Genomic DNA, 12,180 nt, shown 5'->3' on the forward strand with positions numbered 1-12,180 from the left:
GGCGTGCGGGCGGCACGTGCGTCACGCCGTGCCGCGCAGCCACTGCAAGACGGGGCCCAGCACCCAGGGCAGCACCACGGCGTTGAACAGGGCGGCCAGGCCCATGGCCAGTCCCGCGAAGGCGCCCATGGTGGGGTGGACCTGAAAGGCGCGTGCGGTGCCGATCCCGTGCGCCGCCACCCCGAGCGCGAACCCGCGCACCACGGGGTCGCGCCACCCCAAGCGGTCGAACAGCGGCCGGGCCGTCACCGCCCCCCAAATGCCGGTGCTCACGACCAGCACCGCGGTCAGCGACGGCAGCCCGCCCAGCCCTTCGGCGATGCCCATCGCCACCGGGGTGGTCACCGACTTGGGCGCCAGCGAGGCCAGGGTTTGCGGGCTGGCGCCCAGCAGCCAGCCCAGTGCCACCGCGCTCAGCGACGCCGCCAGCGCGCCCGTGACCAGGCCAGCCAGCAGCGGCGCCCACAGCCGCCGCAGCAGCGGTGCGTGGGCGTGCAGCGCCACGGCCAGGGCCACCGTGGCCGGGCCGAGCAGAAAATGCACGAACTGCGCGCCCTCGAAGTAGGTGGCGTAGGGCGTGCCGGTCAACCACAGCAGGGTGCCGATGAGCGCGACGGCCAAGGCCACCGGATTGGCCAACGGGTGCGCGCCGCAGGCGGTGAAGATCCGGTGCGCCAGGCCGTAGGCCAGCAGGGTCAGCGTGAGCCCAAGCAGCGGGCTGGCGGCCAGATAGACCCATACGTCGCCTAGGCGCGCCATGCCGACATCGGCCATGGGGGCGCTCATCGTGGTTCCCCGTTGTCCACCGCCGTGGTGTCGTGCGGTATCAGAGCGCGCACCGTGGCCGCGGTCACCAGCAGGCCCACCCAGGTGCTCACGGTCAGCGCCACGGCGATGGCCAGCGCCTCGTCACCGAGGCGTTGCAGGTGTTGCACCACCCCCACGCCGGCTGGCACGAACAGCAACGACAGATGCCGCAACAGGCCATCCGCGGTGGGCTGCAAGGCCGCGCGCCACGCGGGCCGCACCGTCAAGACCGCCAACAGCAGGGCCATGCCCAGCACCGGCCCGGGGATGGGCAGTCCCACCATCCGCACCAGCACCTCGCCGACCAGTTGCAGCGTCAGCAGCGTGGTGAGGGCGCCCAGCATGGCCTGTCACTGCCCCCGCGCCGCGCGTCACACCCCGCCGGCGGCGGCCAGCGCCGCATCGACCACCTCCACCCAGTGGCGCACGGGGGTGGCGGTGCCGCTTTGCAGGTGCGTGATGCAGCCGATATTGGCCGAGGCGATCACCTCGGGCGCATCGGCCTGCAGGTGGGCGAGCTTGCGGTCGCGCAGCTGCTCGCTCACGTGGGGCTGCAACACGCTGTAGGTGCCGGCGGATCCGCAGCACAGGTGTGCTTCCTGCCGCGCCACCTGCACCTCGAAGCCCAGCGCGCGCAGATGCTGCTCGACCCCGCCACGCAGCTTTTGCCCGTGCTGCAGGGTGCACGGGGGATGAAACACCACGCGCTTTGGCACCCCGGACGGTAGCGCTCCCCCCAGCCGTGCCTGCCATGCCGGCAGCAGCTGGGGCAGCAGTTCGCTCACATCGCGCGTGAGTTCGCTCACGCGACGTGCCTTGTCCGCGTACGCCGGGTCGTGCCGCAGCGCGTGGCCGTAGTCTTTGACGGTCACGCCGCAGCCCGAGGCGTTCATGACGATCGCCTCGACCCCGGCGCTGCCATCCTCGGGCTCGATCCAGGGCCACCAGGCGTCGATGTTGGCGCGCATCTCGTCGAGCGCGCCGACCTGGTCGTTGAGGTGAAAGCGAATGGCGCCGCAACAGCCGGCACCCGGTGCGACCACGGTCTGGATGCCAGCGGCGTCGAGCACGCGCGCGGTGGCCGCGTTGATGCTGGGCAGCATCGCAGGTTGCACGCAGCCCGCCAGCATCAGCATGCGGCGCGCGCGCGGTGTCTGCGGCCACGGGCCGGGGTCACGCCGTGCGGGCACCTTGGCCCGCACGGGCGGCGGCAGCCAGTCGCGCACCGCCTGCCCGACGCGCATCGCCGGGCCAAACAGGGGCGAGGTCAGGCCCTCGCGCAGCAGCCAGCGCACGGCGCGCTCGCCGGCCGGCCGCGGCACGCGCGCTTCCACCACCTTGCGCCCGATGTCGAGCAAGTGACCGTATTCGACCCCGCTGGGGCAGGTGGTCTCGCAGTTGCGGCAGGTCAGGCAACGGTCGAGGTGGAGCTGGGTGGCGCGGCTGGGCGCGGCGCCCTCGAGCACCTGTTTGATGAGGTAGATGCGCCCGCGCGGGCCGTCCAGCTCGTCGCCGAGCAGCTGGTACGTGGGGCAGGTGGCGGTGCAAAAACCGCAGTGCACGCAGCGGCGCAGGATGGCGTCGGCCTCCTGCCCATCGGGCGTGCTGAGAAACTCGGGTGCCAGTCGGGTCTGCATGGCTCAAAACCCCCAGATGCCAGGCTGGAACACGCCGTGCGGATCGAACGCGGCGCGCAGGCGCTGCTGCAACGTCAGCAGCGGGCCTTCGGGCGGGGTGAAGCGGCCGCGCGCGTGCGGGGCCTCGGCGGGGGCGCGAAACAGCGTGGCGTGGCCGCCCGCCTGGCGCGCCAGCGTGCGCAGCTGCGCGGCGGCCTCCGGCGGCGCCCACACCCAGCGCAGCGCGCCAAACCACTCGATCAACACCGGCCCGGGCAGCGGCAGCATCGGTGTGGCGGGCGCCACCGACAGGCGCCACAGCCCGTGCGCGGGCGAGGGCGCGGTAAAAAAGGGCAGCGTCTGCTCGCGCGTGGCGCGCCACGCCTGCTCGGCGGCAGCGGGTTCGAGCACGTCCCCGCCGACCTCCTGGCGCAGCCGCTCACTGGCCGCCGCCACGGCCGCGGCGGCCCCGCGCAAGCGCACCAGCAGGGTCCCCCCGTCGTCGTCCAACCAGCGGCTCGCGTTCAGGGGCAGGGGCTGGCCGCGCCAGCGCGCCAGGTGCTGCAACGCAGCCTCGGCGGCCAGCGGTACGCGCAGCGTTGCCTCGCCAGCGGCCACCGGCAGCACCTTCAACGACACTTCCGTGATGAGCCCAAGCGTCCCCAGGCTGCCCGCCAGGGCACGGCTGACGTCATAGCCGGCGACGTTTTTCATGACCTGGCCGCCAAAGACCAGGTCCTCCCCCCGGCCGTTGAGCATGCGCACCCCCAGCACAAAGTCGCGCACGCCGCCCACGGCGGCACGGGCCGGGCCGGCCAGCCCCGCGGCCACCATGCCGCCCACGGTCGCCGTCGGGCCGAAGTGCGGCGGCTCGAAGGGCAGGCACTGCCCGTGTCGGGCCAGGGCGGCCTCCAGCTCGGTCAGCGGTGTTCCGCAGCGTGCCGTGACCACCAGTTCGGTGGGCTCGTGACTGACGATGCCGGCATAGGCGCGGGTGTCGAGGGGTTCGGCGTCCGGCGGCAGCGGCTCGCCGTAAAACGCTTTCGTGCCGCCGCCGCGCAGGCGCAGCACGCGCCGTTCGGTGGCCGCGGCGCGAATGCGCTCGGCCCACGTGCGCAGCAGGTCTTCGTCGCGGGCAGGTGCGCTGTCGGCAAACAGGGGCAGGGTATCGGCCATGGGCGCTATGGTAGTGGGCGCGGTGCCCGGCGATGTGAACTTTTTGAACGCCCGGCTTGAACGGCGTCGCAGCGCGCTGCCGCCGGGTCAGTCCCAGTACAGGGGCGCCGGGCGTCCAGGGACGCTCACGCGGCGCGACCACACCGAACCGCTGTCGGGGAATTGCGCCAACTCCGCCGCGCTGCGGTGTCGCCGGGCGGTGGTCACGAACAGCGTGCGCAAGTCCGGCCCGCCAAAACACAGTGCGGTCGGACACCGGGCCGGCAACGACCACTCGGTCACGATGTGCCCGCGCTCATCCAGGCACACAACCCGGCCACCCTCTTCCATGGCAACCCAGTAGCGCCCGACGCTGTCGATCGCGGCGCCGGCGGGCCGGCCACCGTAGGCATGGGCCGCGGTGTCGGCGGCGGGCGTGCCTGCGGGCCGGGGTTGGAAGCGCCGCAGCAACAGCCGCGCCCCCAGTGTGGGCGGCCAGTGGCCCGCGGTGGACAGGGGCAGGGTGTCGATCGTATGCCGGTGGGGGTCGGCCCAGTACAGCCGCGTGCCATCGGGCGACCAGGCCAGTCCGTTGGAGGTGACCGCGCCCGTCTGCACGAGGGTCAGCTCGGGGCGCTGCCGATCGCGCGCCCGCAGGCAGTACACCGCCCCTTCGGCGCGGTCGCGTGCGTCCACGCTGGTGGCCAGCCACAGCCGCCCCCACGGGTCGCACGTGGCGGTGCTGACGTGCAGCCGCCGCGTGTCGTAGGGGGCGTCGACCAGCCGCTCCAGCGGCAGGCCCCAGCCCGCCAGGTGGTAGATGCCGTCGCGCAGCGCGATCAACCAGCCGCCACGGCGGCACGGCGCCAGCGCGCCTGGCGCGCCGGGCAGCGCCTGCCACTCGCTGTGCCCGCTGGGCACGTGCAGCCGCCACAGCCGCTGCTCGGCGGTGTCCAGCCAATACAGGCGATCTTCCAGTCCGCGCCACACCGGGCAGGCGCCATGGGCACACGGCGCGGCGGGCAGGCGGGTCCAGCCGTCTGGCCCGGTGTCCGCGGTGGGTGGGGCGGATGGGCGCGCGTCCATAAACCCCATCTTAGGCCATTCCCCCCGCGCAGAATAGACCCTCGCATACACTGTTGAACATGCTGTGGGTCAAGACTTTTCACATCGTGTTCATCGCCAGCTGGTTTGCCGGGCTGTTTTACCTGCCCCGCATCTTCGTCAATCTGGCGATGGTCGATCCCGACAGCGCGGCCGAGCGCGAGCGGCTGTTGCTGATGGCGCGCAAGCTGCTGCGCTTCATGACGCTGTTGGCGGTGCCAGCCCTGGTGCTGGGCCTGTGGCTGTGGCTGGGTTACGGCATCGGCCTGGGGCCGGGCAACGGCTGGATGCACGCCAAGCTGGCCATCGTCGTGGCGTTGATCGGTTATCACCACGCCTGCGCGCGGTTGTTGCGCCGCTTCGAGCGCGGTGAGAATCGTCGTAGCCACCGCTGGTACCGCTGGTTCAACGAGGTGCCGGTGCTGCTGATGCTGGGCGCGGTGGCACTGGTGGTGGTCAAGCCCTTTTGAGCGGCGCAGCCGTGCGCCAATCGACCACCGCCGTGTCCGGGCGGACGCGCCACCTTTCGCTGGCGTGGCCTCTGCTGGCCGGCTACGGCGCGTTGGTGGTTTATGCCAGCCTGTTTCCGTTTGAGGGCTGGCGCTCGCAGGGGGTGGCGCCATGGGCATTTTTGGCGGCGCCCTGGCCGCGCTACTGGACCGGCTTTGACGTGATGGTCAACCTGGTGGGCTACGCGCCGGTGGGGGCATTGCTGACCGTGGCGTTGGTGCGCTCGGGCTGGCGGCGCATGGCGCTCGCCCTGGGGTGCATCGGTCCCGCGCTGTTGTCGTTGGCGCTGGAAGCAACGCAGACCTATCTGCCGCAGCGCGTGCCCTCGCAGCTGGACGCCGCGCTCAACACCGCGGGCGGCGTGGTGGGGGCGTGTGCGGCCTGGCTGCTGCTGCGCTGGCGTTGGCTGGGGCCGTGGACGCAGTTTCGCGCGCGCTGGCAGCAGCCCGGTGGGCAAATGGCCTGGGTGGTGCTGTTGCTGTGGCCGCTGGCCGTGCTCTACCCGACACCGGTGCCCTTTGGCACGGGCCAGTTTTGGCCGCGGCTGGAAGGGGTGCTGCGGCGCGCGGTCGAGGGGTCGCCGCTGCAGGCGTGGTTGCCCGAACGTGCCCCGTTGGCGCCACCGGGGCCGCTGACCGAGGCGCTGCTGGTGGCGCTCAGCCTGTGGCTGCCGGTGCTGCTCGGCTACGCAAGCGTGCGCCGCCTGGGCCAGCGCATCGCTTTCGCGCTCGGCTTTGGCGCGCTCGCGCTGGCCTGTGGCGCGGTCTCGGCGGGGCTGTCGTTTGGCCCAGCGCACGCCTGGGACTGGCTGACCCCCGCCACCCAGCTGGGCCTGGGCATGGCCGGGGCCATGGCGGTGTTTGCGCTGCCGCTGCGCACGCGGCTGGCCGCCTTGCTGGCCGTACTCGCCGGGGGCGTGCTGCTGGGCGTGCTCAACCGGGTGCCGGATCCCGCCTACCTCGGCGAATGGCTGCAGGCCTGGGAGCAGGGGCGGTTCAGCCGTTTTCACGGGCTGTCGCAGTGGCTCGGTTGGCTGTGGCCGTGGGCGGCGCTGGCCGCCGCTGCGCGGCTGGCGCTGCACCGCCCTGAGGGGCCGTCCTACAATCGCACGCCATGACCGATACCGCGCAGGCTGCGACCACGACGCCGCCGTATTACCGCCGCCACATTTTTTTCTGCCTCAACGAGCGCGCCGAGGGGCAAGCCTGCTGCGCGCGCCACGGCGCCCAGCAGGCGTTCGAGCACTGCAAGGCGCAGGTGCGCGCCCTGGGCTTGGCGGGCCCCGGGCAGGTGCGGGTGAACAAGGCGGGCTGCCTGGACCGTTGCGCTGGGGGACCTGTGGCCGTGGTCTATCCCGAAGGGGTCTGGTACACCTACGTGGACGCCAGCGACATCGATGAGATCGTCACCTCACACCTGCGCGATGGGGTGGTGGTGCAGCGCTTGCTGCTGGCGCCGGACGTCGGGCGCTGACGCTCCGCCGCCGCGCGTGCGATGAACGCCCAAACCGAATTCCGCGCCATCGCCGGCCCCGTTGGCGCTCTGGAAGTGGCCGTGGACCGCCCGGCGCAGGCGCGCGCCGACGGCGGCGTGGCGGTGATCGCGCATCCCCACCCGCTCTTTGGCGGCACGCTGCACAACAAGGTGGTGCAAACGCTGGCGCGTGCGTTCGTGCAACAGGGTTGGGTGTCGGTGCGGTTTCACTTTCGCGGCGTCGGCGGCAGCGCGGGCGTGCACGACCACGGCGTCGGTGAAGTCGACGACATGCTGGCCGTGGTTGCCGCCGTTGGGGGCGCGGGGCCGCTGGCGCTGGCCGGGTTTTCGTTTGGCGGCTATGTGGCGGCGGCGGCCGCAGTGCGCCTGTGGGAGCAGCGGCCGGCGCAGGCGCTGGCCCTGGTGGCGCCAGCGGCCAGCCGCTTTGTTTTGCCTCCGCTGCCCGCGGAACTTCAGGCGCGCACCCTGGTCGTTCATGGCGAGGTCGACGACACCGTGCCGCTGGCCGCGGTGCTCGACTGGGCGCGCCCGCAAAGCCTGCCCGTGACCGTGCTGCCGGGGGGCGAGCACTTCTTTCACGGCCGCCTGCCCCTGCTCAAATCGTTGGTCGTGCGCCACCTGCGCGCGTTGTGACCCGCTGCCCCGTGACGGGGCCCTCTGGAGGAAATGCCACCGTGTTGCTGTCCATTTGGTTTGCCGCCTGCTGCGCCCGGCTGCGGCGTCGGGCCGCTGCTGCCCTGGCCCTGTGGGGCGTGTTGACGCTGGCCGCTGCATCCGCGCACGCGCAGATGCCCCAGCCGCCCGAAGTGGCGGCGCGCGCCTGGCTGCTCTACGACGCCACCAGCGGCCAGGTTCTGGCGGCCAAGGACCCCGATGAACCGGTCGAGCCGGCGTCGCTGACCAAGCTCATGACGGCGTACCTGGTGTTCGATGCGCTCAAGGCGGGCAAGCTCACGCTGCAGCAAAAGCTCGTCGTCAGCGAGCGCGCCTGGCGCATGCCGGGCTCACGCATGTTCATCGAGCCCAACGCCCAGATTCCGGTGGAAGATCTGCTCAAAGGCATGATCGTGCAGTCGGGCAACGACGCGACCGTGGTGCTTGCCGAAGGGGTGGGCGGCAGCGTGGAGCGTTTCGTGGAACTCATGAACCGCCAGGCGCAGGCGCTGGGGTTGACGCGCACCCGCTACCAAAACCCGGAGGGCTTGACCGCCCCGGGGCACACCACCACCGCGCGCGATCTGGCCACGCTGGCGGCGCGCCTGATGCGCGACTTTCCGGAGTACGTCGGGTACTACGCCATCCAGCGCTACCGCTACCCGGGCACGCCCGCCGCCAACGACACCAACCGCAACCTGCTGCTGTTTCGCGACCCGACGGTGGACGGGCTCAAGACCGGCCACACGGCAGCGGCCGGCTATTGCCTGGTGGCCACGGCGCGCCGCCCGGTTGCCGGCCTGGGCGAAGGGGCCGCCGGGCAGCGGCGCCTGATCAGCGTCGTTTTGGGGGCCGCCAGCGAAAACGCCCGTGCGGCCGAAAGCCAAAAGCTGCTCAACTGGGGCTACACCGCGTTCGAGGCCGTGCGCCTGGCCGCGCCGGGGCAGCCGGTCGCCAAAGCGCCCGTCTGGAAAGGGCAGGCCAGCGAGGTGGCGCTGGGCCGCCCGGAAGGCGTCGTCGTCACCGTGCCGGCTGGGCAGGCCAAAGGGTTGCGCACCGAGGTCGTGCGCCCCGACCCGCTGGTGGCGCCGCTGCTCAAGGGCCAGCCGTTGGGGACGCTGCGCGTGATCTCGGCAGCGGGCGAGCCCGTGGCGGAAATCCCGCTGACGGTGCTCGACACCGTGCAAGAGGCGGGCTTGCTCGGCCGGCTGTGGGGTGCGCTGCGGCTCTGGATCCGCTGAGCGCAAGCGCCCGTCCGCCAGGTCGCTGCCCCGGTAGCCGTTGCGCTGCCGGGCGTCGCGTGATACCATAGAGGGCTTTCCGGAATTTCCGGAAGGGCAGCTTGTTTTCTTTTGACGTTTAGGGACGTTATGCCAACCATCAACCAACTCGTGCGCCACGGGCGGACGGCCGAGAAGGTCAAGTCCAAGAGCCCGGCGATGCAAAACTGCCCCCAGCGTCGGGGCGTGTGCACCCGCGTCTACACCACGACGCCCAAGAAGCCGAACTCGGCGCTGCGCAAAGTCGCCAAGGTGCGCCTGACCAATGGCTTTGAGGTCATCTCCTACATCGGGGGTGAAGGCCACAACCTGCAAGAGCACTCGGTGGTGCTGGTGCGCGGTGGCCGGGTCAAGGACCTGCCGGGTGTGCGCTACCACATCGTGCGCGGCTCGCTGGACCTGCAAGGGGTCAAAGACCGCAAGCAGGCGCGCTCCAAGTACGGCGCCAAGCGGCCCAAGAAGGCCTAAGCGGCGTCATTCACGCATGGGCCGTTGTCATACGGCTGTCATGCATCGGTGTCGGAATGCCTGGCTGGCGGGCGTCCGGCAGTGTGGCCTCGGTGGCGCGGTGCGCGCGCCGGTGGTCGAGTAAGTGGGGGTCCCATGGCCCTCGTGGCACCGCGGTGCCAACTGAAGCAAAAAGGATAGCAACATGCCACGTCGTCGCGAAGTCCCTAAACGCGAAATCCTGCCGGATCCCAAGTTCGGCAATGTCGAGCTCTCCAAGTTCATGAACGTCATCATGGAGAGCGGCAAAAAGGCGGTGGCCGAGCGCATCGTCTATGGCGCGCTCGAGCACATCGAGAAGAAGACCGGCAAAGACCCGCTGGAAGTCTTCTCGACCGCCATCAACAACGTCAAGCCCCTCGTCGAAGTCAAGTCTCGCCGTGTCGGTGGTGCCAACTACCAGGTGCCGGTCGAGGTGCGCCCGGTGCGCCGTCTGGCCCTGTCCATGCGCTGGATCAAGCAAGCCGCGCGCAAGCGCAGCGAAAAATCCATGGCGCTGCGGCTGGCCAACGAGCTCATCGAGGCCACCGAAGGCCGTGGCGGCGCGATGAAGAAGCGCGATGAGGTCCACCGCATGGCCGAGGCCAACCGGGCATTCAGCCACTTCCGCTTCTGACGCCCGTCCCCCGAGGCTGAGACCTCCCCCAAGCCCGCCGCCGCTGCATCCGAGGTTGGCGGGCTTTGCCCATCTGAATCTGGAGCTTCCTCATGGCACGTACCACGCCCATCGAGCGTTACCGCAACATCGGTATCTCGGCGCACATCGACGCCGGCAAGACCACCACCACCGAGCGCATCCTCTACTACACCGGCGTCAACCACAAGATTGGTGAGGTGCACGACGGCGCCGCCACCATGGACTGGATGGAGCAGGAGCAAGAGCGCGGCATCACCATCACCTCCGCGGCCACCACCTGCTACTGGCGCGGGATGGACCTGAACTACCCCGAGCACCGCTTCAACATCATCGACACCCCGGGCCACGTGGACTTCACCATCGAGGTGGAGCGCTCCATGCGCGTGCTCGACGGCGCCTGCATGGTCTACTGCGCCGTGGGTGGCGTGCAGCCGCAGTCCGAGACCGTCTGGCGCCAGGCCAACAAGTACAAGGTGCCGCGCCTGGCCTTCGTCAACAAGATGGACCGCGTGGGCGCCAACTTCTTCAAGGTCTACGACCAGATCAAGGCGCGTCTCAAGGGCAACCCGGTGCCGATCGTCATTCCGATTGGCGCCGAAGACAACTTCCAGGGCGTGGTGGACCTCATCAAGATGAAGGCCATCATCTGGGACGAGGCGTCGCAGGGCATGAAGTTCGAGTACCGCGACATCCCCGCCGACCTCGTGGACCAGGCGCAAGAGTGGCGCGAGAAGATGGTCGAAGCCGCGGCCGAGGCCAGCGAAGAGCTGATGAACAAGTACCTGGAGACCGGTGAGCTGAGCGAGGACGAGATCATCGCCGGTCTGCGCCAGCGCACCATCGCCACCGAAATCCAGCCGATGCTGTGCGGCACCGCGTTCAAGAACAAGGGCGTGCAGCGCATGCTCGACGCCGTCATCCAGTTCCTGCCCTCGCCGGTGGACATTCCGCCCGTGGCCGGCACCGATGACCGTGAGCAGCCGGCCACCCGCAAGGCCGACGACGAGGAAAAGCTCTCGGCGCTGGCGTTCAAGCTGATGAGCGACCCGTTCGTGGGCCAGCTCACCTTCGTGCGCGTGTACTCCGGCGTGCTGCGCAAGGGCGACACCGTGCTCAACTCCGTGCGCGGCAAGAAAGAGCGCATCGGCCGCATCGTGCAGATGCACGCCAACAACCGCCAGGAAATCGAGGAAATCCGCGCCGGTGACATCGCCGCCTGCGTGGGCCTCAAGGAAGTGACCACGGGCGAAACTCTGTGCGACCCGTCGGCGCCGATCGTGCTCGAGCGCATGGTCTTCCCCGAGCCGGTGATCCGCCAGGCCGTCGAGCCCAAGGCCAAGGCCGACCAGGAGAAGATGGGCATCGCGCTGAGCCGTCTGGCGGCCGAAGACCCGTCGCTGCGCGTCTACACCGACGAAGAATCCGGCCAGACCATCATCGCCGGCATGGGCGAGCTGCACCTGGAGATCATCGTCGACCGCATGAAGCGCGAGTTTGGCGTCGAGGCCAACGTCGGCAAGCCGCAAGTGGCCTACCGCGAAACCATTCGCAGCACGGTCGAGGAAGCCGAAGGCAAGTTCGTGCGCCAGTCGGGTGGTAAGGGTCAGTACGGTCACGTGGTGTTCAAGATCGAACCCAACGAGCCGGGCAAGGGCTTCGAGTTCATCGACGCCATCAAGGGTGGTGTGGTGCCGCGCGAGTACATCCCCGCCGTGCAAAAGGGCGTCGAAGAGGCGCTGCAAACCGGTGTGCTGGCCGGCTACCCGGTGGTCGATGTCAAGGTCACGCTGCACTTCGGTTCGTACCACGAGGTCGACTCCTCCGAGCAGGCGTTCAAGATGGCGGCCATCTTCGGCTTCAAGGAAGGCTGCAAGAAGGCCAACCCCGTCATCCTCGAGCCCATGATGGCCGTGGAGGTCGAAACGCCGGAGGAATACGCGGGCAACGTCATGGGCGACCTGTCGTCCCGCCGTGGCATGGTGCAAGGCATGGACGATCTGCCCGGCGGCGGCAAGATCATCAAGGCCGAGGTGCCCCTGTCCGAAATGTTTGGCTACTCGACCACGCTGCGCTCGATGTCGCAGGGCCGCGCCACCTACACGATGGAGTTCAAGCACTACGCCGAAGCCCCGCGCAACGTGCAGGAAGCCATCATCGCCGCGCGCGCCAAGTAAACGCGTTCTGAGGTCTGCCGCGCCCCACGCCGGGGTGGGCCCGCTGCCCGTGGCGGGCCCGTGCGGCAGACGTTAAACCGGCACGGGTATTGTTCTTTGAAGCAAGGAATCGATCATGGCAAAGGAAAAATTCGAGCGGACCAAGCCGCACGTCAACGTGGGCACGATTGGTCACGTGGACCACGGCAAGACGACGCTGACGGCGGCGATCACGACGGTGCTGGCCAGCAAGTTTGGTGGTC

The 12,180-nt window shown here is 70.0% G+C and carries 14 protein-coding genes; 9 read left to right on the top strand and 5 right to left on the bottom strand.

The window, feature by feature from the left end; genetic code table 11:
* Positions 1-21: 21 nt before the first annotated feature.
* The 5 genes from Tther_RS04485 to Tther_RS04505 form a co-directional block, all read right to left on the bottom strand.
* Positions 22-786, bottom strand: coding sequence for an LrgB family protein (locus Tther_RS04485; protein ID WP_143901366.1), 765 nt, complete (start codon positions 784-786; stop codon positions 22-24).
* On the bottom strand, positions 783-1,151 hold the full coding sequence (locus tag Tther_RS04490; protein WP_143901368.1) for a CidA/LrgA family protein: 369 nt from the start codon (positions 1,149-1,151) through the stop codon (positions 783-785). Before Tther_RS04490 ends, Tther_RS04485 begins: the two co-directional genes overlap by 4 nt.
* 27 nt (positions 1,152-1,178) lie before the next feature.
* Positions 1,179-2,444 (bottom strand): glycolate oxidase subunit GlcF, encoded by a 1,266-nt coding sequence (gene glcF / locus Tther_RS04495; protein WP_143901370.1) that lies wholly within the window; start codon positions 2,442-2,444, stop codon positions 1,179-1,181.
* A gap of 3 nt (positions 2,445-2,447) precedes the next feature.
* Complete coding sequence (glcE, locus tag Tther_RS04500; protein ID WP_143901372.1) at positions 2,448-3,599, bottom strand: glycolate oxidase subunit GlcE; 1,152 nt, start codon at positions 3,597-3,599, stop codon at positions 2,448-2,450.
* Positions 3,600-3,686: 87 nt separating this feature from the next.
* Entirely contained in the window at positions 3,687-4,664 is a 978-nt protein-coding gene (locus Tther_RS04505) for an SMP-30/gluconolactonase/LRE family protein (protein ID WP_185975008.1), read from the bottom strand.
* 59 nt (positions 4,665-4,723) lie between these two features.
* Between Tther_RS04505 and Tther_RS04510 the strand changes: the two genes are divergently transcribed.
* The 9 genes from Tther_RS04510 to Tther_RS04550 form a co-directional block, all read left to right on the top strand.
* A complete protein-coding gene (locus tag Tther_RS04510) occupies positions 4,724-5,152 on the top strand; it encodes a CopD family protein (RefSeq protein WP_143901376.1) in 429 nt (142 codons plus the stop codon).
* A gap of 11 nt (positions 5,153-5,163) precedes the next feature.
* On the top strand, positions 5,164-6,309 hold the full coding sequence (locus Tther_RS04515) for a VanZ family protein (RefSeq protein WP_246098911.1): 1,146 nt from the start codon (positions 5,164-5,166) through the stop codon (positions 6,307-6,309).
* Positions 6,306-6,665, top strand: coding sequence for a (2Fe-2S) ferredoxin domain-containing protein (locus Tther_RS04520; RefSeq protein WP_143901377.1), 360 nt, complete (start codon positions 6,306-6,308; stop codon positions 6,663-6,665). The genes Tther_RS04515 and Tther_RS04520 overlap by 4 nt, the downstream gene beginning before the upstream one ends.
* 21 nt (positions 6,666-6,686) lie before the next feature.
* Complete coding sequence (locus Tther_RS04525) at positions 6,687-7,319, top strand: alpha/beta hydrolase (protein ID WP_143901378.1); 633 nt, start codon at positions 6,687-6,689, stop codon at positions 7,317-7,319.
* Between the two features lie 155 nt (positions 7,320-7,474).
* Complete coding sequence (locus Tther_RS04530) at positions 7,475-8,581, top strand: D-alanyl-D-alanine carboxypeptidase family protein (RefSeq protein ID WP_143901384.1); 1,107 nt, start codon at positions 7,475-7,477, stop codon at positions 8,579-8,581.
* 129 nt (positions 8,582-8,710) lie between these two features.
* A complete protein-coding gene (gene rpsL, locus Tther_RS04535) occupies positions 8,711-9,088 on the top strand; it encodes a 30S ribosomal protein S12 (RefSeq protein WP_143901379.1) in 378 nt (125 codons plus the stop codon).
* A 184-nt stretch (positions 9,089-9,272) separates the two neighbouring features.
* Positions 9,273-9,743: a 30S ribosomal protein S7 gene (rpsG, locus tag Tther_RS04540; protein ID WP_143901380.1), complete on the top strand. Its 471-nt coding sequence runs from the start codon at positions 9,273-9,275 to the stop codon at positions 9,741-9,743.
* Between the two features lie 92 nt (positions 9,744-9,835).
* Positions 9,836-11,938: an elongation factor G gene (gene fusA / locus Tther_RS04545; RefSeq protein ID WP_143901381.1), complete on the top strand. Its 2,103-nt coding sequence runs from the start codon at positions 9,836-9,838 to the stop codon at positions 11,936-11,938.
* 115 nt (positions 11,939-12,053) lie between these two features.
* Positions 12,054-12,180, top strand: a 127-nt coding sequence (locus Tther_RS04550) for a GTP-binding protein (RefSeq protein WP_236640437.1), incomplete at its 3' end; no start/stop codon positions are given.

It is taken from the genome of Tepidimonas thermarum, from assembly GCF_007556705.1.
GTDB classification, from domain to species: domain Bacteria; phylum Pseudomonadota; class Gammaproteobacteria; order Burkholderiales; family Burkholderiaceae_C; genus Tepidimonas; species Tepidimonas thermarum.